The following is a 25,157-nucleotide window of genomic DNA, read 5'->3' on the forward strand; positions in this document are numbered from 1 at the left end:
CTTTGGTGAGGAACAATAGCACTTCCGAATGATCAAGATTCGGCATATTTTCTCTTTTCAACAAAGTAGAGATATCCGTTCAAAAGTAAAGCCGAAATTTGTGCCGCGGATATAAAGAGGATAATTCCCACCCAATGAAATAGGCTGAACAGGATCCCTCCCGTGGAGCCCATCAAACCGGATCCCACATAATAGAAAAGAAGGTAAAGAGAGGAGGCTTGGGCTTTATCGACGACGGCTATTTTACCCACCCAGCCGCTGGCCACCGCGTGGCCGGCAAAGAATCCAAAGGTAAAGAGGGCTAACCCGAAGAGAATCACCCAAAGTACCGGCAGGAGGGTAAGCAATGCCCCCACCAACATCAAGAGAAGGCTTAAGGCTAGCGTTATCCCCCTTCCATGACGATCGGCCAGCCTTCCCATCCAGACGGCGCTAAATGTACCGACCAAGTAAACGATGAAGATCCATCCCATCGCCGTTTGGCTTAAGTTGTAGGGCGGCTTCATCAAGAGAAAACCGATATAGTTATACAAGGTGACGAAACTCCCCATGAGAAAAAAGGAAATGATAAACAGGCTGAGCAGGGTTGGAGTGCGCAGATGATGAAGGAAAGAAAAACCCATCTGCCGCAAGGACATGGGATGGGGTTTAAAATGAAGCGAATTGGGCAGTCCATAGAGAAAATAGAGACTGCACAAGATGCTTATCATGCCTATCGTTACAACCGCTGCTTGCCAGGAAAAATAGTCGGTCACCATCCCCGTAATGATGCGCCCCGACATCCCTCCGATGGAGGTGCCACTTACATAAAGACCCATGGCCGCGCCCAAGCTGTAAGGATGGAACTCCTCCCCCACATACGCCATCGCAATGGCGGGAAGGCCTGCCAATACAATCCCTTGCAACACCCGAAGAACCAAAAGAGAGGTGAAGTTCGGGGTAAAAGCGCTAAGAAGCGCAACCAGTGAGGAGGCGAAGAGGGCAAAGGCCATGACCGGTTTTCTGCCCACCCGTTCGGAAAGGGGGGCGATCCCTAACATAGCGAAGGCCAAAGCCGTGGTGGAGAGGGATAAACTTAGACTGGCCACCGCCGGTGAAACATGAAACCGTTCGGCAAAGACGGGAAGAAGGGGCTGCGTGTAGTACAAGGTGGAGAAGGTGACAAACCCTCCGGCAAAAAGGGCGGTGCTCGCTTTCCAAAAATCGGGGGTTCCTTTTTCAATATAGGACATCGATCTCTCTCCTTAAATACACCTATCTTTTTCTACTTTTTTCTATCATGATACCACTTCTCCCTTGGGTAAGAAACCTTCTTGCATCAAAAAGAAAGGAAAAAGAGTCCTTTCAAACCGAACCGAAAACTTCATGGTCCATTAAGATAAAACCCGGCATAAAAGGGAGGTTCAAAAAAATATCCCTTCCTAAGAAATTCCTCCGCATTGCCAAATTCTTATTGTTCTCCGTAAATGAGTGAGTACTCACTTTACTCATTGATTCGATGAAAGTATAATGGAGTTAAAGAGTGGAAGAGTACTCACATGCTGACAAAGGAGGATGGACCGATGAGTGAGGCGGCGATTACCGTGGAAGAGGTGACGCGACAGTTCGGAAAGAAGAAGATCCTTCAGGATATTACCCTGTCCGTAAATCATGGGGAAATCTTCGGGTTCTTGGGCCCTTCCGGTGCAGGAAAAACATCCTTGGTGAAGCTGATTGCCGGGATCGACATCCCTACCCGGGGGGAAGTTCTGGTTTTGGGCAAAAAAATGCCTTCCCTGGAGATGATGAAACGAATCGGGTACATGGCCCAGTCCGATGCCCTGTATGGAGAACTAACCGCATTCGAAAACCTTGATTTTTTCGCCTCTCTGTATCGATTAAAGGGGAGCAGAAAGAAAAAGCGCATTCATGAGGTGATGGAGATCGTAAACTTAGAGGACCATATGAAGAAATTGGTGTCCGCCTACTCCGGCGGAATGAAACGACGCCTCTCCCTGGCCATCGCCCTTCTTCACTCTCCGGAGATTTTACTCCTGGATGAACCAACCGTTGGAATCGATCCGATCCTGAGGCAATCGATCTGGGAGGAACTAAAACGGTTGAGCCAGGAAGGGACCACCATATTCATGACTACCCACGTCATGGATGAAGCGGAGAAATGCACCCGTCTAGGGATGATCCGGGATGGACGCTTGATTGCGACCGGTTCGCCCAAAGAACTAAAAGAAGAGACGGAAAGTAAAAGCCTGGAAGAGGCCTTTCTCCAATACGGAGGTGCTCTGAGATGAGAATCTACGCCATTGTCGTGCGCATACTACGTCAATTTTGGCATGATAAACGTTCCCTCGCCCTGATGTTTCTCGCTCCTATGTTGATCCTATGGATGCTCTATCTCGTCTTTAATGGAGATACCTATGTCCCTAAAATCGGCGTGGTGGATCTTCCGGATCAAATCTTGGATCCATTCGTAAAAGAAGAAGCCAACATCACCTCATACACCTTCGATGAAGGAGAAAAAGCCCTTGAGAACCAAAAGATCGATGCCCTCTTTTTCATGGAAGGGAGCACCCTTCATGTAAAATTGGAGGGGAGTAACCCCTCGAAAAATCAGGCCGTTCTTCTCCTCGTGCAAAAAGGGATGGAGGATCTAAAAACGACACTTGCTGAGAAACTGCCAAAAGGGAACCCGCTATCCTCTCAGCCGTCTTTAAACTTAACTCCTCCCGTCATCTCCTACCTTTATGGTTCCGAGGACATGAAATCGTTCGATAATTTTGGCCCTGTCCTTCTCGGGTTTTTCTCTTTCTTCTTCGTCTTCCTGCTTTCCGGTATCGCATTCTTGAAGGAGAGAACCAGCGGAACGTTGGAACGTCTTCTCGCCACCCCCATAAAACGCTGGGAGATCGTGGTGGGCTACGTGCTTGGGTTCGGGATCTTTACCACCCTGCAGGCAACCTTAATCACCTGGTTTGCGGTGATTGTTTTAAAGATGATGATGGTGGGCTCTTTCTGGTATCTGCTGTTAACCGTCCTTCTCCTGGCCATGACCGCCCTCACGCTGGGGACCTTTCTTTCCGCTTTCGCCAATACGGAGTTTCAAATGATTCAGTTTATCCCCCTTGTCATCGTGCCGCAGGTCTTCTTTTCCGGTTTATTTGATCTGGATAATATGGTGGAATGGATGCGGAAATTAAGTGTGGTCATGCCTCTCACCTATGGAGCGGATGCTCTCCGGGACGTGATGATCCGGGGAAAGGGTTGGGAGGCCATCTCCGTCGATCTCCTGATCCTCTTTACCCTTTCCCTCTTCTTCATCCTGGCCAACATCTTCGCATTGAGAAAACACAGAAAGATTTAGGGTTATGCGCATGAATAAAAAAAGGAAAGGAGAGAAGGGCGTTTTTCTCCTCCCATCCGAACACCTCCTATGACCGTAAGCCGTTCAGGAGCAAATGAACGAGATTCCGGAACCGAACCGGATGGGAGGGAGATTCACGCCTGCCTGGGATGAAAGAGGAAATTGCTGATTGGCTAAACATGATGGATCAAGAATACCAAAAAGAAGAGAAGATGACGGAAAAACAGCTCAAAATTCTCCATGCGGCGATCGAGATCTTCTCGGAGAAAGGGTACGCCTCTACCTCTACCAGCGAAATTGCAAAGAAAGCCGGTGTGGCGGAGGGTACGATCTTTCGGCATTATAAGACGAAGGCGGATCTACTCAATGCGATCGTTATTCCTACATTGGTGAAATTGTTGACTCCGTTTGTTTTGCTTGGAGTAAGGAAGATCTTCCAGGATCCCTACGAACGTTTCGAGGATTTTATCAAGGCTTTTATTACCGACCGTATAAAGTTTGCCAAAAAAAATGAAAAACTCCTCCGCATTTTAATTCAAGAGCTTCCTTTTCAATCGGAATTAAAAAAAGCGATCAAAGAGAATGTCGGAAAAGAAGTGATCAATTTGTTGGGAAAAATGATCGATCATTTTAAAAAAGAAGGCCAGATTCGCGATCTTCCTACTTATGCCATCATCCGCCACAATGCTTCGGTGGGCATCGGATATATACTTACGCATCTCTATATTATTCCAGAAAACGAGTGGGATGAGGAGAAGGAAACGGAAATCGTCATCGATCTCCTCATGCACGGATTGGCACCCAGGAAGGAAGAATAGCTTATCGCCCATCATCTCTTTGACCGGGACGCCCATTCCTCTACGATCTGCCTATGATTTGCCGCATCGGGGAGGGGACACCCCCCTCCTTCACCAAAAATGTGAAGATACCCTCTTAGGAATGAACCCCGACCACCTTTTCTTTTCTCTAAGATAGGCTGGAATTTTGGCCCTCCGGAAATGGAAAAATCACTCGATCCACAATCTGCGGAAATCCACCAACCCGAAAGACTCAAAACAGATATCCTGGAACAGGGGATGGAAAGTCCAGCTTTTCATGGGATGGTGCAGGAACAGGATGAGGTGATTCTCCCGCATATAATTTTCCACCTTGTCCATCCATAATTCCCGCCTCTTGCGGTCGGTTTCCCGCTTCATTTCCTCCAGCCATTCCCCAATGCGGGCCAAATGCTCCGGAGCCAGAAATCTACGAAATAATAAGGCATTATTATAAAACGCGGTCAAGAAAGAGAGATGGAGATCGGTGGAAGCTACTTCTCCCAACGTGGCCAGATCGGCTTCCCGGTCCAGATCCGACGCGTAGAGTTGATCCATCGTAAAAGGGATGAGCCGCATATGAATCCCTTCCGACTTCGCTTCGGACCGGATCCACTCCGCTTCTTCCTTCGCATTGGGGTGATTTAAGAAGTACAGGGTGAGGGTTTCCCCTTGATAGCCGGAGGCCGAAAGCAAAGGTTTTACATACTTCCGGTCTTTGACCGGCGGTTTCGATTTCCAGGGAAAGAAGCTTGAGGCCTCCACCAGATCCTTTCTCCCCAGATCCTTCCACATCTTCTTCATATCGATGAGATGAAAGAGCGCCTCGCGGAACAGCCGGTTTCGGACAATGGTGGGCCTGTTAAAGTTAAAGGCAAGAAAGCGGAATCCGTTTTCCACATGTTTTTTTTGTATCGGTTCGCTCTCTGCCGGAGACAGGTTCCGTTTTTTCCCCTCTGCCTGATACGTAACCCCCCTGACGGTTTCTTCCGGGACACGCCAGATTTCGATTTCATCCAGATAAGGCCTCCCCAAAAAATAATAATCAAAGGCCTCCAGAACCAGTTTCTGATCATCCCATTCCTTTAACTTGTATGGCCCCGTGCCGATCCAATGATGCGGGTCAAAAGGAGAATCTGCAGGCAAGATGGCGAGGTTGATCGAGCTTACGACGCGAAGAAAGAAAGGATTCGGCTCACGAAGATGAAAGCGGACGATAAACGGTGAAGGGCATTCGATATGGGAGAGATCCTGGACGAACCAATGGTACGGGGAAAAAGCGGTCTTAAACCTCTCAAACGTAAATTTCACATCTTCGCTCGTCAAGGTGCGGTGATGATGGAATAAAACCCCCTTTCTCAGATAAAAGGTCCAGACCCTGTACGTATCATCCGCTTTCCAGTGGTGGGCGATATGTGGAACAACGGCATCTTCCTCCGGTTTGTACATCACCAGAGAATCGCCCAACTGGTGAATGATATGGCTCTCAAAAGTGACGGAGCAGTACAGCGGGTCAAGGGTGGTAATCTCCCTCGAAATCATGGTCCTCAAGACATCCTTTGTTTCACTGGGGGAATGGAACCCAAAGAGTAATTGGAGATCTTTCGAAGCCTTGGCCACCCACAATTTAGGAATCGGAAGTTGCAACAAATGCATAATATTTTCCAATTGATCGTCCTGAATAGATCGATGAACCTCCCGTTCCACTTCCTGTTGAAAAGAATTTTTGAATATCGCCACCGACGGGTTTCCCCTGCCTGATCCGGGCCGGTAGATCAACTGTCCTTCCTCTTCAAATTTTTTGAGCTTTCTCTTCACGTTTTTTGCCGTACAATGCCATACATTTTCAAGCTCACTTATTTTAAATGTGGCGGTTAGGCGCCGTTCTCTCGGATAGAGAAAAGCTCGCAGTTGAAAATAAGAGAGGTCTTTCATGGAATCCCTCCTAAAAGGGGACATGATTCTTTTCATTATACCCTTTTTATCCCCTTTTTTCTATTGTAAAAATAGATGGAGGAGGAATTCACCCCATGTTTAGAGAACTGCACCCCAATATTCGCATTCGTATCATCATTTCGTTTTTAAGCCGCGTGGTGGGCTCCATGATCTTCCCTTTTATGGCCATCTATTTTACCCGGGAGATGAACGCCGGTCTTGCGGGAATATTACTGATGGCGAACGTCTTAATTCAATTTGCGGCCAGTTTGTATGGGGGGTATCTGGCCGATACCCTGGGGCGGAAACGCATGATGGTGCTGGGGGAATGGATGAAAATTTTCGGCTTTTTAGGAATGGTCGCAGCCAACTCTCCGTGGTGGATATCCCCTTGGACCACCTTCTTCATGTTGGCGATCGTCGGAGTCTCCTCCGGTTTGGAGAACCCGGCCGCCGAAGCGATGCTGATTGATGTCAGCACGAAAGAGACGCGGGCTTTCATGTATTCGATCAACTATTGGGCGGTCAACTTATCCATCATGCTCGGATTAATGATCGGCGGATGGTTGTTTAAAAGCCATTTCTTTGAATTGCTTCTGGCTTTGTTCCTCATCTCCCTGATCACCTTGTGGATGACGATCGCCCTGATTCAGGAAACCTATACCCCCGATCCCGCCGCTTCCCGTTCAAAACCGTTGGGCGTGATACCGCTCCTCCAAAGTTATAAAACGGTGATCGGTGATTTGCCTTTTGTCTGGTTTACGTTGGGAGGCATCGCCGTATTGTCGATTGAGTTCCAACGAAACAATTTTATTTCGGTAAGGCTTGCCCAGGAATTTATCCCCAGGACCATTGGCTTATGGGGCAATCTTCAATTTGAGGTGGACGGGGTTAAGCTATTAAGCCTGTTAACCGTGGAAAACACGATCATGATCGTTCTGTTCACCGCCGTAGTGGCCAAATGGATCCGCAACAAAAAGGAGCAGCCGATCATGTATCTTGGCTATTTGTTATTTGGAGCGGGGTATGCCTTTTTGGCCTTTTCCAATCATGTGCTCGGCTTGTTTATTGCCGTATTCGTCTTATCTGTGGGAGAACTCCTTTATGTGCCGACCCGGCAGTCCATCCTGGCGGAGATTGTGGACGATTCCCGCCGTGGAGCCTATATGGCCTTTAACGGTTTTGTCTACCAAATCGGCAAGATCATAGGAGCCCTGGGGATTATTCTCGGTGAGGCGATCGGTGGATATGGGATGGGCTTGCTCTATCTCTGTTTCGCCATCTTAGGGATCCTCTTTTCCCGATGGGGGATCCGGCAGCGGGTAAAAAAGGAAGCGATCAATGCACCGGCAAAATCTGAAATATAAAATCTTTTGTCACCCGCCTCTTACTGAAAGAAAAAACCCTCGTTAATTCCAGGAAATCCTGGGAATCATCAATTAGGTTCTGGGACGCCGGCTTTTAAGGGGAGCATTCGTTATTGGTGATATGGTTGAGATAAATACCCAAATGGTTAACGTTAAAGCCAAGTGCTCATCTCGTAAATATGGAAATCAAAATTTGCGCAAATTATATTGACAATTTCATTTCATGCAAATATTATTATCTTTGAACTAAATTGGGGCTCACAATCACCTACATGTTGAGCCCCCCTTTATTTGAAACTGAGGAGTGAAATGAATGACATTCCGGTTTCTTAATCCCAAAGGAAAAAGAAAACGGTTTTATCTGCTGGTCGTTGGATTTTTTTTACTTTCTTCGTTCATTTCCTCCTGTGATTTTGGTCAAACAGAGACGATCAAACGGGTGGTTGATGAACTTTCATCGGATACATACCAGGGAAGGCTGGTGGGGACACCGGGAAATGAAAAAGCCCAAGAATGGATCATCTCCCGGATGAAAACTACCCAATTCCTTCCTCTGAACGGAAACTATCTCCACGAATATACGCAATTTGTCCCTAATCTAAATGCCAAACCGGAGTTATGGTTTTCAGGAATCAAATCGGAGATTTCCCTTCAGCCCCTCTATTTCACCAATCAAGAAGAATTTACCGGTACGCTCTCCTCGGAGATTCAACATCCCTCTTCGCCAATTATTCTTCTTGCTGAGAATCCCCTTTCCATTGACTGGTCGAATGACCGCATCATCGCGGTGATCGAAAAATCGAATCTCTCTCGTCGGGAAGCATTTGACGTCTCTATTCATGAAAAGCCCAGGTTTCAGGTGAGCGAAGAAGATTATCAAAGTCTTCTTTCCCATCAGGGTTCAGAAGTTCAGATTCAGTGGAATCATTCCGTACGGCAAGAGCGTACCGCAAATCTGGTCATGCATAATCCCTTCGACGGGAAAAAGATAAAACGGATTTTTGTTCTGGGCGCCCACTTTGATCATATTGGGAAAAGGGGGAATCTGACTTATCCGGGAGCCGTCGATAACGCATCCGGGATCGCCGCTTTGCTGGATGTGAGCCAAAAAATCGATCCGGCGAAGATCCCGGATGATGCGGCGCTCTTTATCGTAGGATTTAACGGGGAGGAGACAGGCCTAGACGGCTCGCGTGCCTTTGCAGCATGGCTAAAGGAGAAATATCATCTGCCGGTCTTTGCGATCGTCTTTGATATCCTTGGCATAAAAGGCGAGAGCAAATTAAGCCTTACGGGGAGCGAGTCGTTCAAATCGATCATTTCTAACTCTTTGGAGAAGAAGGGGTTTAAGATCAATCAAGAATTGGATGTATCGAGCGATCATGACTCATTTATCCAATTGGGGGAAGAGGGCGTGTTACTGACGGACTGGAATGAGGAATATATGAATCAATATTATCAGACGCCGTCGGATCGACCCGACCTCATCGATTCGACGCGTTTGCAATCGATTTCTACGGCAATGGCAGCAACTCTGGAAGAATTATTTCAGCAGGATCACATCGCTTCCCCACAAATGGTAAAACCTTCCCAAGCATCGGAACCCGGCTTGCCGGAAGAGGACGTAGTGAAAACCGCAATTGATCTCCTAAAGGAAAAAGATCGCTGGAAATATCCTCTCATTTCCCATCCGGAATATAAAGTAAAAGATATTCGAGGCTATACGGATGAGAAAGGGGAACTGAACAGGATTGAATACAGCTTTCTCCTTGCCGCGCTTCAAAAGAAAGATGCGGATTCGTCTTTAGCGAAAGAGATTTCCGTCACCGTCTTTCCTGTGCCTGAAGAGATAGAACCGGAGCAATTTCTCCAAATGGTAAAGGGGGAAAATTTGAAAGAGAAAGGAGCTGTCGAGCTGTTTAAAAAGAAAACTCCCTATTATACCTTGGAAGCGGAGGGATATACTTTCTATCGAATTTACGCATTGATCCATTTTGACGGAAAAAACGATCTATGCGAAATCGATACCCCATTAACGAAGGTGGGTGACCAGGTGACGGTCGTAGGAGAGGAAGATTTCTTAAAATTTGTTGCAGGGCTAGATATGACCGAATGAATTGTAATAGCATTTCCACATAAACCGTATAAATCACAATAACAAATAGGATAGCGGCTAGGATAGCGGCGAAAAAAGCGAAGAAATCCAAAGATCAACCCGATTCATGATAATATAGTAAAGAAATGGTGCCAAACACGGTCATGGTACGAAACACAACTGAATGCTTTTGCTTTATTCATATTCAATTAATTAACGAGGTGATTTCTTACTATTACCTTTATCGTTCCGCAGCACAAAATCCGCAGCATGTGCCGAACAGGGGCGGCCATGCTTGCCGGAACGAAAGCCGTGTAAGACCTTTTTCGTTCAATGACAAAGTAAACCATACCAAAACAGAGACGGATTAAATGTATAAATGTTCCAACAAGGGCATATATTATACTCGTACCCGGAAAATGAAACTTTATTGCCGCTTGTGGGAACCTGCACATCCTCTGGGAATGCTGCTCTTCATCCATGCTGCAGGGGAACATTCAGGAAAATATTTTCATATAGGGATGGAAAGTTGACATCGGAATATTGCGTTCATTTAGTCAATTCCGATGTGATCGAGCAATTTACCGGAAGCATTATCTCTGCAGATAAAGAACGCTCCGTATTTCCCAAAGGAAAACATCAGCTTCTGCATGAAAGCGAAGTGCTCCGGCATATTTTTCATTGGTTAGATGCCCGCTGATGAGGACAAGATGCACAATCGTCAAACCTTACAACTTTTTCAAGGGTGGTTCCGTTGCATTCCTTGCGGTTTCATTTTACCATTCCCCGGTATATATTTGGCAAGACGATGGGCAGGTTATTTCCCTCGCTCCTTTGGAATTCCGGTTTATCCTGTTTAAAGTATCAGCAAATGCCTGATCCTGTGCTTCCAAATGACCATTGGGTTAAGATTAAAGTGACCTACGGCGGCATTTGCGGCAGTGATTTGCATCTAATTCATTTGCATGACAGCCCGTCCACCTCTCCCTTCGCTTCCTTTCCGTTTACCATCGGGCACGAAACTGTTGGGAGGATCAGTGAGGTCGGACTGGCTGTAAAGAATCTTCAAGTGGGCGACCGCGTGACGGTTGATCCGGTTTTGTCCTGCATGGTTAGAGGACTTCCCAATCCATGCGAAGCATGTCGGCGCGGTGATTACAGTCTTTGCAGCCACATGACTGACGGTGATATCGCACCAGGTCTAATGATCGGCGCCTGTCGGGATACGGGAGGAAGCTGGAGCACTTATCTTGTTGCACACCAAAGCCAAGTCTTAAAGTTGCCTGATGAGATCAACGATTTGAACGGCGTCTTGATCGAACCCTTTAGTTGTGCGCTACATGGTGTCATGCGCAACCCGCCAAGAGATGACGATACCGTTCTTGTTGTAGGCGCCGGAACGATTGGCATCTGTGTAGTAGCCGCCCTTCGTGCACTGGATATTGCATGTAAAATCGTTGTTGTATCCAAATACGATGTTCAGACGAAATTAGCCCTTCACTATGGCGCTGATGAAGTCATTGGTTTGAAGGGAAAAGATTACAAAAGTATTTATGAAATTGCCGAAGCTCTAAAGGCAAGGGTGTTAAAACCGGTCATCGGACCCCCCGTCATTCAGGGAGGAGCTCATATCGTTTATGAATGCGTAGGAAACAGCCGAAGCGTCCATGATGCGCTGCGCTTTGCCCAAAGCGGAGGCAAGGTGGTTCTTCTAGGCTTGGCCGGAATTCTGGACCACATCGACTGGACAACGGTTTGGCTGAATGAATTGGATGTCAGGGGAAGTTTTGCATATAGTACGGAGGAGTTCAACGGAAAACGGATGAGAACCATGCAGATTGCCATAGAGTTAATGAAGTTGGGAAAGGTGGACTTGTCCCCTTTGATCACTCATCGGTTTCCCCTTGAAAAATATAAAGACGCTTTGTCCACAGTTGTAAACAAAGGCAAAGAAGCTTGTTTGAAGGCGGTGTTCGAACCTTAGAACAGATGCAGGTATGGGATGTCAGGAGGGAATATGAAATGGAGAGTTTTACTATTTATGGAAGTTACAACAGTTCCTTTCTTGAGCGGTTGGCGCAGGGGATAAAAAACAAGTTTCAATCGGAAGGGTATCGGTATTACTCCGAACCGATTGATCACATCCGGTTGGTATTCAACTTCATTGACCCCGACCATCCCCGGCCCTTTCGCAGGAAAGCACAAGCTACTTTTGTCGTTTCCATTATGGAAGGTCATAAAACAGAGGAACCGGTATTAAAATCCGCTTATCCTTATCTGGTCCGTTCGCTGTCCAACCATCTGGTCTACATATGTCACGATCATGAAAATACCGATGTCTATTTTATTACCCCTGAGCAGGGATGCTACAAAATTAAATATCATCCGGGCGAAGAAGATTCCTTTTACCGTAAGTTCTATGAAAGGCTTGATCCGCTCGCATCTTCGCAGCTTGTGATCAATAATCAGTTTTACGATGATTTGCCTGAACAACTGTGGAAGGGGGACGAGAACACAGAAAAACTGAGCAAGGCCGGAAAACGGTTGGATCAAATGAATTTACTTCCGGCTCCCTTTCCCATTCAAGAATATTTATCTTCCCGCGATCTCAAGCATTTAAAAAGGCTTTACGGCATCGGAGGTTTAAGCTATGGAAATCTGAGCAGCCGGAAAGATAACCGCAGCTTTTGGATGAGTGCCGCGGGGTGCAATAAGGCGAATTTGAAAAAAATCGGTCAAGATATTCTGCTGGTAAAGGGGTATGATTCCGATTCAAAAGCGATGCAAATCAGTGTTCCTTCAAATCTTACTCCCAATCGGGTATCCGTCGATGCGATTGAACATTGGATGATTTATTCCGAGCATCCGGACGTCGGCGCCATAATTCATATCCACGCATGGATCGATGGGGTCAAGGCAACGGAAATCAATTATCCCTGCGGTACCATTCAACTCGCTCAGACCGTGGCAGAATTGATTAAACAAGAACCTGAACCTGCCAGAGCGATCATCGGTTTGAAGAATCACGGCCTCACCATCACAGGCCCTGATTTGGACGATATTTTCGAACGGATTGAAGGCCGGGTTATGCCTCAGGTTCCGATGGTTTAAACAGAGTACGGAGATGCTGGTTCGATAGAACCTTTTTCATAATTCCATCGGATCGATTCGATATCAGATAAAATCATCCAACATCACTTTCCTTTTTTTGCGATCATGGTTTCTGCTCATTGACCATTTTTTTTGCTAGCTCTCTTGCGAGTCGGATAAATTCGTCATGAGTGATCTCGCCATCGAAGCTCTTTGAAACGATTTCTTCTTCCTCTTTTGTGAGGTATAACCCCTCCATCGCCAGACTCGCTTTCGCATTTTCCATCGCCTTCTTGAGATCAAATTTCATCCCGTTTCACTCCTTGCCGAAGTCTCTCTACTCCCGATCCAGCGCCCGGTATTGGATCGCTTCCGCCACATGGTGGGGATGGATCATGTCGCTCTCCTCCAGGTCGGCGATGGTGCGCGCCACCTTCAGGATGCGGGCATGGGCCCGGGCGGATAAGCCCATCTCCTCAAAGGCGTTCCGGAGGAGTCGCTCCCCTTCCCGATCCAGGCGAGCATATCGTTCGATCTCCCTTGCCCCCATCTGTGCGTTAAAAAGAATCTTCATCCCCCGATACCGTTCCCGTTGTATCTCTAAGGCCCTCATCACCCGTGCCCGTATCTCCCGGGAAGATTCCCCTTCCTCCTTCTTCTCAAAGACTTCATAATGCACCCGTGGAACCTCCAAATGAATATCGATCCGATCCATGAGCGGTCCGGAGAGCCGCCCCCGATAACGATGCACCTGGGTGGAACTGCAGGTACAGCTTCTTTCCCCATCCTCGAATCCGTAGAAACCGCACGGACAACCGTGCATGGAATAACTCAGATATTTTTGTAACCCGTGAGACAAGTTTGACTACAACGAAATGCGTTTTAAATGCCGATACACCCGGAAAAAGATTGCGAAAGGCAAGGCTTGAAAAGAACATGACGCACCGCGAACTGTCTGATGCTACCGGATTGTCCGTCACAGCTATTAGTAATCTCGAAAGGGATAGATTTAAACCCACCATGCCGAATCTCCGTAAGCTATCCACTGTATTAGGCGTGCCGATTTCCTATCTTGGGTGCTTTGAAACCCTGCCTGAAAATACGCTTGGTGAGCGGATCAGGAAAGCACGGTTGTATCACGGGTATTCCAAGAAAGAGTTTGCAGAGATCATAGGGGTGGATGTTAAGTCTATTCAATCTTGGGAAAAGGATTTGCGCATACCGATAGATGAGTATCTATCCAAAATCAGAGAATATTTTGTGATATTGGATCGGCCATTTCAATAGATTTTTTATCCGCATCCCATCGAATATATCCTTTTTGTTGCAGGCTTTCCAACGCATTCAAAATTTTTTCCATACTTCTCCCTGTACGGTACTGTAGTTCTATAGCGGAGGGAAAACGGCCTTTAATCCGAAAGATATTTCGGATGACGATGAGTATCTTTCTTTCTGTATCGGTTAACATTATTTATTCCTCTTTCACAATGGAAATGATCCGATCCTGAAACAAAATCTGGGCAGAATATCCTTCCGTGGTGCTCACCTTCACAACATCCCCTACAAACAAAATTTGGGCGGCAACTTTCATCCCGACGAGCACGATTACTCGTCCCATTCCTTCTCCTTCAAACACCAGTATTTCTCCGTTAATTTTGGTGCCGATCTTCCAGTTAAATGCTTTGGTTTCTCTTTCGTTTCCATACATAACAATCCCCTCCACTTCAGTATTCGTTAGATACTATCCAATATCCTGCTTTATTTGGGACGGGGGTTTAATTATCGTAATTGTCCTCGGAAGAGAGGGTTCATATGTGATTATCCCCTTTTTCTTAAGCCTTTCTAGGTGCCCATGTACAGTGCTGGACGAACTCAACCCCACCATCTCCCCGATTTCCCGTACTGTTGGCGGGTAGTTATGTTTTTCGATGTACGTTTGGATAGCTAGCAAGACTTCCTGCTGCTTAGCGGTTAAATTCTGTTTTGTTGTGCGCATGGTAACCCTCCTATGCAGAACGTTTGTTTTCATTATAGATTATTTTTTCACAAATTGCAATCTACATCTTCTCCAACGCCCTCATCTGTTCTTCGTGTGAAGGATCGATGTAGATCGCCGTTGTCTGGATGTTCTCATGTCGTGCCAAACGCCGTATTGTCTCTATGTTCACACCTGCATTCGCCAGGTTCTTGCAAAAAGAGTGGCGGAAACGGTGTGGTGTGATCTTCTCCATGCCAGCGAGTCCGGCGTATTTGTTGAGCATAACCTGAATTCCCCTTGCCGTGAATTTCCCGGAGCGTTCCGATACAAAAAGATATGGAGAAGATCCCTTTGGATGAGTGGAACGGATTTTGAGCCACTTCTTCAAGTTTCTGCTGTATTTTTTAATCAGTACAACCGTCGCATACTGTCCTCCTTTTCCTTCCCGGATGGTAACAATAATGTCTCCATCTATTTTCACATCCTCGACCTTCAAATCCACCACTTCGGATACCCGAAGGCCTGCATATAGCATGAGATCAATAATGGCTAGATTCCTAATCCTCTTCCATTCGTTCTTCTCTAATTCCACGTAACTGATGTAACGTTCTTGCTCCTCTTTTGTAAGCCATTTGGGCACCCCCTTCTCTCCCATCTGGTCCGCTAATCGTACCTTTTGAATCTTGATTCTTACCATGGGATTATCTTCAACAACTCCCGTTTCCACCAGATATGCAAAAAAGGTTTTCAGTGACGCTATGGCTTTATTAACCGTCGCTTTCTTTCGATTTAAGGTATGAGTTAAGTATGATAAATACTCTTTAACCGTGATCGGCTTGATCGAATCAATAGTTACCTCTCCCTCGGTATCCTTAATCCATACCATAAACTGTGTGAGAACCGTCTTGTATGCGGCAATGGTTTTTACGTCCTTTCCTTCGTTATGAGACCACTCAAGGAATTCTTTTACAATCGAATGGGTTTCCATACTATCCCTCCCGAATATTAAGGGTATTCTACGAAGTGTAAAACACAGAGGTAAAAATGGATTCTACGAATAATTAAAAGGTGATTTGTTAGGATTGTTCTAAGACGGTATGTTCTGCGAACAAAAAAATACCCCTCACTTTTTTAGGCGAGGGGGGTCTCATCAAATCGCATCAAGAATAATCTTTGATTCGATCTCCTTGGCGAGCTCGTCTGCTGCTCCGAAATCTTCTTTTTCGATTAAAGCAATCATCCTTACGGCTTCTTCCTGGAAACCTTTTTTCGCGGAAATTGCCACCATCCTAATATATTTCAGGTCCGGAGCGTTTTTGGGACGGAGATAGTATATGAGATTATGGTTTCCCAAGCTATCTGTAAATACATATACGGGTTGGTATACCATTCCTTCTTTTATTGCCCGTTTGATCATGTTGTTTAATGACTGCATCACTTTTCTTTCATAATCCAATCTTACACACACTTCTTTTATGATTTCATAACTGTACAAACCTCTGGGACTAGACATCTTTTCGAACATTTTCTTCTGCCATGATCCGCGAGCTATTTTCCCCATATCATCCCCTCCGAATCAAATCGCATCAAGAATCATCTTAGACTCAATCTTCTTCGCAAGTTCATCCGCGCCTTCCAAGTCTTCTTTTTCGATTAAAGCGATCATCTTAAAGGCTTCCTCCCACAAACTTTTTTTCACGTAAATTGAAACCATCCTAATATACGGAATATCTTTAGCATTTTGAGGACGGATATAGTGAAGAAGCTCATAGTTTTTCATATCATCTTTAATTAAATATACTGGATATACTGGGTTGTATACCCATCCTTCTTTTATTGCCCGTATGATCATATTGCTTAGTGAATGTATTTTTTTTTCGTAGACCCGCATCGGGATTACTTTGCCAGATTTTGTTGTAGACAGTTCTTTTAAGATTTCTGAACTGTACAAACCTCTAGGACTAGACATCTTTTCGAACATTTTCCTCTGCCATGATCCGCGAGCTATTTTTCCCATATCATCCCCTCCAAATCAAATCACTTCAAGGATCATTTCAGCTTCAATATCTTCTAACAGTTGTTCCGCCGATGCCAATTCACCTTTGGCTATTAAAACCAATACATTCTCGCTTTTCCTCAGATATTTTTCGTCCTGGTGTCGAAGTTTCCACCTAATAGATTTTATAAAAACTGGGGTAGCTTTGTTAAGAATTGGAATATCAGGAGAATCCGGACGCCTTAAATAGTGAACGGAATACTCCACTATTTTTTGTTGCCTAGGATATATGTGAACTTGTGGATAGGGGATTCTTAGATATATCCATCCCCTTTTTTGAGCACGCTCGATTAGTTTCTTGAACTTTCGAGAATTAGAAAAGAAAGTTTCACCCCAATATGGTTCATCCCAATCAAATTCCGCCAAGCCATAAGGACTTGTTAATTTTTTGAACACTTTCTTCTGCCAAGGTTGCCAAAGCAGCCACAAATTAATCCTCATTGTTTTACCTCCTATTTCTTATTTTCTTATATCGAAGCCTGGATCAGCAGAGCTTCGATCTTTTTCATGGCGTCTTTTCCGTATGGTACGCGCTTGACTTTTACAAACTCCCTAAATGCCCGGCGGGCATAAAAAGTGTCCATACCGACTTCATATTTTCCGTATGGTGTATAAAGAATGTGCTTTTCAGTTGTGCCAACCAGAAGAAACGGTTCATCAAAGTCGATGAACTCGATATGGACATATCGATGATAATAGTCAGACTTCAAAATCTCCTTCAATTCATCGACATCAATCCCGCATTTTGCAGCTTTAAGAAGTTTTTGCCTCTTTTCTCTGTATTCAAGATAATTTTTTAACCGAAGAACACGTTCTGGACCAATCATTAAGATCAGAACATCTTTTAGCCTCCATAAAAGATCAAGATCGATCGTTTTTCCCTTTATTTTTTTTCTTGTATTGGATCTTACCTGTGAACCTTTACTCCACCCGGCACTAGTGTACACAAGAACTTTCATGGCAACCACTTCTTTTCTGTGGATGAAGGAAATCTGTACGAATAATCCATCTTTTTGATTACTATCGCATTTTCCATGGATCGACACGCGACCGTATGCTTTTTTTTTAATAATTTTTATCGCTTTCTGAACATGGACTAGTAGGTTTGGGCAAAGGTTTGTATTTCTCTGGTAGTTTGCTAAATTCTTTAATAGTTTTTCACCAAAATCTTCAAGTTGTGTCGTTTCCACAACGTGGTCTGTTGCTCTCAAAAGGCTCATTACCAAATCCTCCTTTTTTTAAAGTTTTTCTAACATTTTTTTACTTCAATCTCCGCCTTTAAGTCCATCATGAATACTCCCGCCACTTATAGAAGTGGGGGTTTCAGGTGTGTCGAACGGGATTACCGAACGATTAACACCTGTGGAGTTGACACGTTGACGGACTGGTTACCGTCTAACCCCTCTATCCCATTCGCGAAGGCATTTGGGACTACTTTTCGCATGATATTCGCCGAGCCATTCACATCTGCATTGATGATGATGTTTTGTGCGGAACGATACAGTCCTCGGCTGATCCGCCCCTTTTATGTTTTTAGAAAATGCGATTCATCCCCTTCTTATAGAGGAAGGGGTCTTCTCGCTAGAGATGATAAAAACCCTTAAAATGTGTTTTAAAAAAAAACCACTTCTCTTAAAACAAAATTCGTTTTAAAAGAAATGGCTCTTATTTTTGAATTACTAATTCCTTTTGTTTTTCTTCTCCCTGTGTTAGGAGAAAAAAATAAAGAGAATTAACGTTCCTCTCCCCGGTGTGGGAAAAGAAATAAAAGAATAAATTATATATACTAATTCTACCTCATCTAATATCTGTTTTCAAGCGAAATGTTTTTTTGAACGCTTCTTTTTATTTCCTCGTATTCCACTCAGTTAGGTTTGATTTATTCTTTTCTAAAATCCTGAGCATATTGAACGGCTCTTTCAACAATGCCATCTCGCTGTTATGATTTATACTCTGCAAAACCCCGTTTTCATACCTTGAAAGGGTAGCATGACTCCATCCCAATGCTTTTGATAACTGTCGTTGGCTTAACCCGTACATTTCCCTAATCTGTTTTATTTCATCGGGAGTTAATAAATTCTTTCTCCTCCTATATTCGGAATACAATCTGTCATAATTCCGTTCCTGCATTTTTCTGTCCGGAATGATTTTCTCACAGAGGTTGCACTTAAGATACTCAGCTTGAATAGTTATTTTCTCACCTCTTACGTCATATGTTTTTTCTTTCAAAACTGGAACACATTCAGTGAAATTAAGACATTCCGGGCAAAATTTTTCTACCATTTCGATCGCTCACATCTTTTAAATCAAAGTCTGGATCATCAAAGCTTCGATCCTTTCCATTGCATCTTTTCCAGTAGGAACATGCCGTGCTCCGGTAAGATCCTTAAAAGCACCACCAGCACTAAAAGCATTTCCCTTATATTCTAATTTCCCAAATGGTGTATAAAGTAATTTTTTCCTTTTTTTCTTGGCAATCATCTCTTTGTCAATAATTTCTACTAAAAGCAAACAGGGGCTTTTAAAGTCTGAGGATTTTACGCCATCTTCTCTGAGGTCGCTTACATCAATGCCGCATTTTTTAGCTTTCCGCAAACTTTCCCTTATCCGGCGGTGCAAAATATAATCCTTGATCTTTCGAAACCGCCTTTCTCCGTATATTCGTGACATATGATCGTTCCAAGGAAAAGTATTATCAATGTCCTTGGGTTGATAATCAAAAGGGAAAAAATTAAAGCCCCAAGGAAAATAATTAAATAAGAATTTTATATAATTTATTTCTTTAACAGAAATATTTTTACCTTCTCGAACCTTTTCTACAGGTTCTACAGTCAATAAAACATTCATAGATATTATATCTTTTCGGTGGATGAAATCAAATTCAGCGCACGTTCTTCGCTTTGCCCTTGCTGAATTACCATGTGCGCCTCTAACTCTCACTTTACGCGCACCTTCCTTTTGGATGATTTTCATGACTTCATCTACGTCATCAGTCGTAATTTCTAATATTTGTCGTTTTCGTTGTTCGCACTGAAATGCTTCCAGTTCATCAATTATTGCTTTCCGCACATCTTCAAGTTGAAAGCTCTTTGCCATGAAATCTTTCCATGCCATCTTTATCTCCCCCATTTTTTTAGTTTTTAGATTTTTAGTTTTTAGATTTTAAATCGAAGCTTGAATAAGCAGAGCTTCGATCTTTTTCATAGCATCTTTTCCATAAGGAACTCGCCGCGCACCGGTGAGATCCCTAAATGCCGCACGCGCATCATAGATGCGGTTTTTACTCTCGAAATTTCCGAATGGTGTATAAAGAATCAACCTTTCGGGAGGTCCATTGAAACCAATCAAAAGAAGACATGGTTCCTTAAAGTCTACAAACTTGATCCCGTCTAACAAGGGAATACCTTTAATTCTCCTTTTGATCTTTAAGGATTTTTTTAGTTCGCTTATGTCAATACCGGATTTTGCGGCTTTAAACAGCGTCTCTCTCTTCCATCTGAATATCAGATAATCTCTTATTTTATTGGCGCGATTTGCACCCAACATATCCATCATCACGTCCCAGAAGTTCGAATCCCAGAAGTTCGAATTTTCGACAGTGAAGATAATTTTTCTATTTAAATGGTATTGATTTCTGGAGACTCTTGTGGGCCATCCACCTTTGGAATTCAGAAATGCTTTAACTGCAAATCTTTCTTTTCGGCGAACGAACCAGATATCAGCCCTCATCTTAATAAGATTTTGTCCGTTATCACATTTTCCGTAAATTGTTAAATGTCCGTTCTGGTTCTCTCGTATAATTTTAATGATTTTGTTTATATCTTTATCCGTTATCGGGCAAACATTAAGTCCATCTTGATAAACGTTTAACTCTCGAATCAGTTTATCCCAGAATTCATTTAGTTGGGTGATTTTCCCTACGTACTTTATCTCCTCCGTTGTTTTGTTGGGGAATGGTACAGATTTAATAATCATCTTTTCAACTCCTTTAAGATTCCACTAGGAGCTTTCGTAGATATTGATAAGCTCCTAGTTTCGTTTTTTTTATTTAATTTTTTAAATCGAAGCCTGGATCAGCAAAGCTTCGATCTTTTTTGTGGCATCTTTTCCACGCGGCACGCAACGGGCGCCTGTGATATGCCTAAATGCCACACGCGCATCATAGATGTGCTTTTTACTCTCGTAATTCCCAAATGGTGTATAGAGAATCCATTTTTCGGTAGGCAGTTCAAAACCGATAAGAAGAAGACATGGTTCCTTGAAGTCGATAAACTTTATTACGTCTGATATGCGAACGTTGTCTTTAATTCTCCTTTGGATCTTTAAGATTTTTTTTAATTCGCTTATGTCAATACCGGCTTTGGCTGCTTTAAAGAGCATCTCTCTTTTCTGCCTGAATAAAAGATAATCGCTTATTTTGTTTATGCGTTTTACACCAAAGATTTTTTTCATCAAATATAAAAAGTCTTCATCATCTATGCTCCTAAATACATTGGATGTCAATAAAAGAGACAAATCAAAATGTTTATTTAAATATTTTTGACTTTGGGCAAATATTTCCGGCGATTTTATTTGGATAAATACTCGAACCGCAAATCTTTTTTTTCGGCGAATAAACCAGACTCCAACCCTAATCTTCCTAAGTTTTTCACAACCATTACTTTCACCATAAATAATTAAATGCCCATTCTGATTTTCCCGGATTATTTCTATAATTTCTTTAACCTCTTTTTCCGTTATCCTGCAAACATCAGGTTTGTCTTGAAAAACGTTTATCTTTTGTATCAGCTCATCTCCGAACTCGTTGAGTTGAGATTCTTTTCCTACATATTCTATTTTCTCCCATGTTTTGTTAACAAATGCCTCTGATTTATTCATTTTTTCACTCCTTTTTTTTAAAAAAAATTCTATCAGGAGCTCCTGGAGATATCCAAGAGCCCTTACTTTTAATTTAAATCGAAGCCTGAAGTAACAGGGCTTCAATTTTCTTCATGGCATCTTTTCCATAAGGCACACGTTTGACATTGACTAACTCCCTAAACGCCTCTCGTGCATAGTGAATCTCCATACTGGCTTCGTATTTCCCGAAAGGAGTAAGAAGAATGTGCTTTTCGGGTGTGCCAACTAAAAGAAACGGTTCTTCAAAGTCGATAAATTCAATTCCAGATCTAATTTCGTCGTTAGATTCAATCTCAGGATGACACTTATAAAAATAATCGGACTTCAAAACTTCTTTAAATTCGCCTACATCAATCCCACACTTAGATGCTTTAGTCAGTTTTTCTCTTTTTCTCCTGTATTCTAGATAATTTTTTAATCTAACGAAACGTTCAGAATCAATCATCAAAATCAAAACATCTCTCAATTTCCAAATAAGATCCGGATCGATCGTTTTGGCCATTATTTTCTTTCTGGTACGCGATCTTACCAATGAACCTTCACTCCAACCGACTTCATTGTACCCGGAAACTTTTACAGCAACAATTCCTTTTCGGTGGATAAATCTAATCTGAATAAATAGTTTGTCTTTTTGGTAATCTTTGCATTTACCAGTGATTGATATACGACCATACGATCTGTTTCGGATGATTTTAATTGCTTTTCGCATATCAATTGACTGTATTTGGCATTGATATGTGTTTTTATAGTAAACTGCTAAATCTTTTAATATTTTTTCGCCTAAATCTTCTAACTCCGTTACTTTCACAACGTGGTCTGTTTCTCTCAAACGGATCATTATCAAATCCTCCTTTTTTTTAAAGTTTTTCTAAAATTTTTTTCGCTTCAATTTCAGCTTTTAAGTCTATCAAAAAAGAAATGATTCGGCGGAGCGTTTCATTTTTTTCTTCCGAATCTGCGAAATCATAAGAGTGGATATTATCACACAAGCGTTTCGCATGGAAGTACATATCCAAAGGGATGGGATCGGGGTATTCAGGCGTTTCGACTGTTCCTCCTTTATATCCATCGACCATTCCTTTGATGTGTCCGTCATTAACTATCCATTCCCCGAATACGGTTACCCCATATTCGAGTTGTGCAAGATTTCCTTCCCAAGAAACATCTTCTATCCGCATGAATATTTCGCCTTCTGTCGCAAAAGGTATATCTTTATATAGATTTGTTCTGAAAATTTGATATACCTTTCCTGTCCAACTACCGGTAAGAAGTTGCATTGATATTACATCTGCTGTTTTTATGGCTATTTTGCCCTGCCTGATCCACTCGCCATTATTTATACTGATGGCGATGTTTTTATGCTGAGGTCTCCATCCAGCTACAAATTCCCCATTTTGAAAACCTTCTACTATCTTTTTGATCTTAAAATTTCTTTTGGGAAGATGAAGAATTAGTTCCAGGTTAGCTGCTTTGCCTCTCATTGTTTATTCCTCCTTTTTTTTTAAAAAAAAATAAAATATTAAAGTTTAGGGCTGGGGAAGATGGCCAGCATCAGTTAGCGCGTATGATATTTTGGTATGCGCATACCATCATCCTTAAAATATATTTTAAAAAATAAAAAAACCACTCCTTTTAAAATAGAAACGTTTTAAAAGAAATGGCTTTTGTTTTTTCTTCTCCTTGTGTTAGGGGAAGAAAAGTGGGATTTAGCGATCTTCTCCCGGTTATAGGAGATGATTATTAGAAGAATTAAATAAACCGTTATTATTAATATACTTTACCGGACTTTTACCGTCAAGTTTTTTTTTTAAGAAAACCTCTTGAGAAAAAAGAAATGCGACATTCCTCCCCAGCCTACTAAGACTAGAGATTTCTGCCGCATTAAGATGATTATTAATTATATTAATTATAACGAAGCCTGAAGCAACAAGGCTTCAATTTTCTTTAGTGCATTTTTACCCGATGGCATACGGTTGATATTAACAAATTTTTTAAATGCCTCCCGAGCACTGGTAGTATTACGGTTAACGTTATGCTTCCCGAAAGGGGTGTAAAGGATGTTATTTCTATAACCTCCCACCAAAAGAAACGGCTCTTCGAAGTTTATAAAAGTAATTTCTTTTTCTTCGGGAAAATAACCATCAAGAAAATATTTCTTTAGATTCTCTTTTAGATTCTCTTTTATTTCGCTAACATCAATTCCCCATTTGGCCGCTTTAAACAATTCCTCCCTCATTATACGATATGCAAGATATATTCTAAGCCTATGGAAGCGATCATAACCAAGCATCAATTCCACAACGTCTTTTAATTTGTAATTATAAAATAGATCCGTGTATATTTTATTTCCTATAATTTTCTTTCTTACAAAGAAAGTTTTTCGCGTGAGTATACTTCGCACGTAATCAACATCTATGCGCACTTTCAATGCAACTTTCCCCTTCCTGTTGATAAAGTCGATCTTCATAAACAGAGTCTTTTTTTGATTAACATCACATTTGGGTTGGACTGAAAAACGCCCGTATGCATTTCTACTGATGATTTCTATAGCTTTCTGTATATCCTCAGATGTGAATTTACAAATATCGGCATTTCTCTCGTGGTTTGATAAATCTTTTAACATTTTTTTACCAAAATTATCTAGTTCGTTGACCGGAATAACTTTTTTGATTTTATTTACAAAACGAATCATAGAATATACTCCTTTCTTTTTTTATTTAAGTATAGGCACGTTCCGTCTGATACATCTTAAGATGTATAGAATGGAACGTGCCCATTTCATTTTTTTAGATCTTTTTTTTAGATCTTTGTCATCGTTAATATCGCGGCGATTTCTTCCGGTGTTTCAGGTATTTTTTCCCCGGTTGCATTCTTAAATATTTCTTCTATTTTTCTCTCCGCAGGAAAAATCCATCCTTCAAACCGGAACGAACCATACGGCTTTGGGAGAATAAAATACATGACATATTTTCCGTTATTTATTTCTGATCCCCTTATTACCACTAGCGGACAGCCGCGACGGCATATGGCGGTTTCAATCAGGAAATCGTTACGATGGAACGGAAGAACGAATTCCCATTGTTTTAAAACATTGCGGATCTTTTCCCTAACTTTACGGAAAAAGATATATCGAATGACCCTTATTTGCCTTTTGAGCCCCACGAAGCACTCGTATAACGACATGATGTCGCAGTCATTATAGGAGATCAAAGGGAGTTCCTTGAATCTCCGGCGAGTGATCACGCCATGCGAACACACATTTTTTCGCGTTACTTTGACGCACACTGCCGTTTTCTCTTTCCGACGAAGGAAGGCGAACTGAACGAACGTTGAAACTGCACGGTATTTGTATGCGGTAGAAACCGCCCCGCCGATAAGTTCAATTTTTCCGCTTTGATGTTTTTTCATTTTTTCGATGGCCCATTCGACATCTGCTTCGTCCAAAAGACGCACTCGGGCGCGCTTTTGGACTTGGTTTATGGAATCCATCAGGTCTGTTTTAATTTGGCTTAGATTATCGTATATGCTTTTATATTCCATTTTTTTCTAATCCCCTTTCTTTTT

The 25,157-nt window shown here is 42.8% G+C and carries 29 protein-coding genes and 1 pseudogene; 9 read left to right on the top strand and 21 right to left on the bottom strand.

Translation table 11 applies throughout. The features are described from left to right. Positions 1–32: 32 nt before the first annotated feature. Positions 33–1,232, bottom strand: coding sequence for an MFS transporter (locus tag THEAE_RS0111130; RefSeq protein ID WP_028987520.1), 1,200 nt, complete (start codon positions 1,230–1,232; stop codon positions 33–35). Positions 1,233–1,562: 330 nt separating this feature from the next. On the opposite strand from THEAE_RS0111130, the gene THEAE_RS0111135 reads away from it, so the two are divergent. From THEAE_RS0111135 to THEAE_RS0111150, 3 genes are all read left to right on the top strand, one after another. Then, positions 1,563–2,288 carry an ABC transporter ATP-binding protein gene (locus tag THEAE_RS0111135; protein ID WP_028987521.1) on the top strand — a complete coding sequence of 242 codons (726 nt, stop codon included), beginning with the start codon at positions 1,563–1,565 and terminating at the stop codon, positions 2,286–2,288. Then, positions 2,285–3,358, top strand: coding sequence for an ABC transporter permease (locus THEAE_RS0111140; RefSeq protein WP_028987522.1), 1,074 nt, complete (start codon positions 2,285–2,287; stop codon positions 3,356–3,358). Before THEAE_RS0111135 ends, THEAE_RS0111140 begins: the two co-directional genes overlap by 4 nt. A 149-nt stretch (positions 3,359–3,507) precedes the next feature. After that, a complete protein-coding gene (locus tag THEAE_RS0111150; protein ID WP_028987523.1) occupies positions 3,508–4,176 on the top strand; it encodes a TetR/AcrR family transcriptional regulator in 669 nt (222 codons plus the stop codon). A gap of 189 nt (positions 4,177–4,365) precedes the next feature. Here THEAE_RS0111150 and THEAE_RS0111155 read toward each other — a convergent pair whose 3' ends face one another. Then, on the bottom strand, positions 4,366–6,108 hold the full coding sequence (locus THEAE_RS0111155; RefSeq protein WP_028987524.1) for an SgrR family transcriptional regulator: 1,743 nt from the start codon (positions 6,106–6,108) through the stop codon (positions 4,366–4,368). A 95-nt stretch (positions 6,109–6,203) separates the two neighbouring features. Here THEAE_RS0111155 and THEAE_RS20730 point away from each other — a divergent pair, with 95 nt between their 5' ends. From THEAE_RS20730 to THEAE_RS0111190, 5 genes are all read left to right on the top strand, one after another. Further along, a complete protein-coding gene (locus THEAE_RS20730; RefSeq protein ID WP_039944436.1) occupies positions 6,204–7,475 on the top strand; it encodes an MDR family MFS transporter in 1,272 nt (423 codons plus the stop codon). Between the two features lie 313 nt (positions 7,476–7,788). Continuing rightward, on the top strand, positions 7,789–9,591 hold the full coding sequence (locus THEAE_RS0111170; RefSeq protein ID WP_028987525.1) for a M28 family peptidase: 1,803 nt from the start codon (positions 7,789–7,791) through the stop codon (positions 9,589–9,591). Positions 9,592–10,099: 508 nt separating this feature from the next. Next, on the top strand, positions 10,100–10,270 hold the full coding sequence (locus THEAE_RS23015; protein ID WP_156920604.1) for a hypothetical protein: 171 nt from the start codon (positions 10,100–10,102) through the stop codon (positions 10,268–10,270). A 54-nt stretch (positions 10,271–10,324) separates the two neighbouring features. Further along, complete coding sequence (locus THEAE_RS0111185) at positions 10,325–11,554, top strand: zinc-dependent alcohol dehydrogenase (protein ID WP_028987526.1); 1,230 nt, start codon at positions 10,325–10,327, stop codon at positions 11,552–11,554. Positions 11,555–11,592: 38 nt separating this feature from the next. Next, complete coding sequence (locus tag THEAE_RS0111190; RefSeq protein ID WP_028987527.1) at positions 11,593–12,681, top strand: class II aldolase/adducin family protein; 1,089 nt, start codon at positions 11,593–11,595, stop codon at positions 12,679–12,681. A gap of 103 nt (positions 12,682–12,784) precedes the next feature. Here the strand turns inward: THEAE_RS0111190 and THEAE_RS0111195 are convergent, their stop codons facing one another. Continuing rightward, the gene (locus tag THEAE_RS0111195; protein ID WP_028987528.1) at positions 12,785–12,970 is read right to left on the bottom strand and encodes an antitoxin VbhA family protein; all 186 of its coding nucleotides are present in this window, start codon (positions 12,968–12,970) and stop codon (positions 12,785–12,787) included. Between the two features lie 27 nt (positions 12,971–12,997). Next, the gene (locus THEAE_RS0111200; protein WP_052329937.1) at positions 12,998–13,483 is read right to left on the bottom strand and encodes a magnesium chelatase subunit ChlI family protein; all 486 of its coding nucleotides are present in this window, start codon (positions 13,481–13,483) and stop codon (positions 12,998–13,000) included. 86 nt (positions 13,484–13,569) lie between these two features. Here THEAE_RS0111200 and THEAE_RS22630 point away from each other — a divergent pair, with 86 nt between their 5' ends. After that, complete coding sequence (locus THEAE_RS22630) at positions 13,570–13,947, top strand: helix-turn-helix domain-containing protein (RefSeq protein ID WP_281169607.1); 378 nt, start codon at positions 13,570–13,572, stop codon at positions 13,945–13,947. Here the strand turns inward: THEAE_RS22630 and THEAE_RS20735 are convergent. The 17 genes and pseudogenes from THEAE_RS20735 to THEAE_RS0111280 form a co-directional block, all read right to left on the bottom strand. Then, a complete protein-coding gene (locus THEAE_RS20735; RefSeq protein ID WP_052329940.1) occupies positions 13,907–14,128 on the bottom strand; it encodes a LexA family protein in 222 nt (73 codons plus the stop codon). The two genes, THEAE_RS22630 and THEAE_RS20735, sit on opposite strands and share 41 nt — an antisense overlap. A 3-nt stretch (positions 14,129–14,131) precedes the next feature. Further along, entirely contained in the window at positions 14,132–14,368 is a 237-nt protein-coding gene (locus THEAE_RS0111210) for a hypothetical protein (protein WP_028987530.1), read from the bottom strand. A gap of 33 nt (positions 14,369–14,401) precedes the next feature. Then, positions 14,402–14,656, bottom strand: a complete 255-nt coding sequence (locus tag THEAE_RS0111215) for a LexA family protein (protein WP_039944438.1) — start codon at positions 14,654–14,656, stop codon at positions 14,402–14,404. A gap of 61 nt (positions 14,657–14,717) precedes the next feature. Beyond that, positions 14,718–15,626, bottom strand: a complete 909-nt coding sequence (locus THEAE_RS0111220; protein WP_028987532.1) for a tyrosine-type recombinase/integrase — start codon at positions 15,624–15,626, stop codon at positions 14,718–14,720. 162 nt (positions 15,627–15,788) lie between these two features. Beyond that, positions 15,789–16,199: a hypothetical protein gene (locus THEAE_RS0111225; protein WP_028987533.1), complete on the bottom strand. Its 411-nt coding sequence runs from the start codon at positions 16,197–16,199 to the stop codon at positions 15,789–15,791. 15 nt (positions 16,200–16,214) lie between these two features. Further along, entirely contained in the window at positions 16,215–16,655 is a 441-nt protein-coding gene (locus tag THEAE_RS0111230; protein WP_028987534.1) for a hypothetical protein, read from the bottom strand. Positions 16,656–16,670: 15 nt separating this feature from the next. Next, positions 16,671–17,135: a hypothetical protein gene (locus THEAE_RS0111235; RefSeq protein WP_028987535.1), complete on the bottom strand. Its 465-nt coding sequence runs from the start codon at positions 17,133–17,135 to the stop codon at positions 16,671–16,673. Positions 17,136–17,161: 26 nt separating this feature from the next. Further along, positions 17,162–17,914, bottom strand: coding sequence for a hypothetical protein (locus THEAE_RS0111240; RefSeq protein ID WP_028987536.1), 753 nt, complete (start codon positions 17,912–17,914; stop codon positions 17,162–17,164). Between the two features lie 122 nt (positions 17,915–18,036). Further along, positions 18,037–18,213: pseudogene (locus tag THEAE_RS23895) on the bottom strand (RNA-guided endonuclease InsQ/TnpB family protein); the annotation flags it as partial. A 326-nt stretch (positions 18,214–18,539) separates the two neighbouring features. Beyond that, on the bottom strand, positions 18,540–18,977 hold the full coding sequence (locus tag THEAE_RS20740) for a type II toxin-antitoxin system MqsA family antitoxin (RefSeq protein WP_052329942.1): 438 nt from the start codon (positions 18,975–18,977) through the stop codon (positions 18,540–18,542). Positions 18,978–18,995: 18 nt separating this feature from the next. After that, positions 18,996–19,808: a hypothetical protein gene (locus THEAE_RS0111250; protein ID WP_028987537.1), complete on the bottom strand. Its 813-nt coding sequence runs from the start codon at positions 19,806–19,808 to the stop codon at positions 18,996–18,998. Positions 19,809–19,856: 48 nt separating this feature from the next. Further along, positions 19,857–20,669 carry a hypothetical protein gene (locus tag THEAE_RS0111255; RefSeq protein WP_028987538.1) on the bottom strand — a complete coding sequence of 271 codons (813 nt, stop codon included), beginning with the start codon at positions 20,667–20,669 and terminating at the stop codon, positions 19,857–19,859. Positions 20,670–20,750: 81 nt separating this feature from the next. Continuing rightward, the gene (locus tag THEAE_RS0111260; RefSeq protein WP_028987539.1) at positions 20,751–21,572 is read right to left on the bottom strand and encodes a hypothetical protein; all 822 of its coding nucleotides are present in this window, start codon (positions 21,570–21,572) and stop codon (positions 20,751–20,753) included. A 73-nt stretch (positions 21,573–21,645) separates the two neighbouring features. Then, positions 21,646–22,431, bottom strand: a complete 786-nt coding sequence (locus THEAE_RS0111265; protein ID WP_028987540.1) for a hypothetical protein — start codon at positions 22,429–22,431, stop codon at positions 21,646–21,648. 19 nt (positions 22,432–22,450) lie between these two features. Continuing rightward, positions 22,451–23,074 carry a hypothetical protein gene (locus THEAE_RS0111270; RefSeq protein WP_028987541.1) on the bottom strand — a complete coding sequence of 208 codons (624 nt, stop codon included), beginning with the start codon at positions 23,072–23,074 and terminating at the stop codon, positions 22,451–22,453. Positions 23,075–23,499: 425 nt separating this feature from the next. Further along, positions 23,500–24,285 carry a hypothetical protein gene (locus THEAE_RS0111275; protein WP_028987542.1) on the bottom strand — a complete coding sequence of 262 codons (786 nt, stop codon included), beginning with the start codon at positions 24,283–24,285 and terminating at the stop codon, positions 23,500–23,502. Between the two features lie 107 nt (positions 24,286–24,392). Next, complete coding sequence (locus THEAE_RS0111280; protein ID WP_028987543.1) at positions 24,393–25,133, bottom strand: hypothetical protein; 741 nt, start codon at positions 25,131–25,133, stop codon at positions 24,393–24,395. Positions 25,134–25,157 lie beyond the last annotated feature (24 nt).

It is taken from the genome of Thermicanus aegyptius DSM 12793 (genome assembly GCF_000510645.1).
Taxonomy (GTDB): Bacteria; Bacillota; Bacilli; order Thermicanales; family Thermicanaceae; genus Thermicanus; species Thermicanus aegyptius.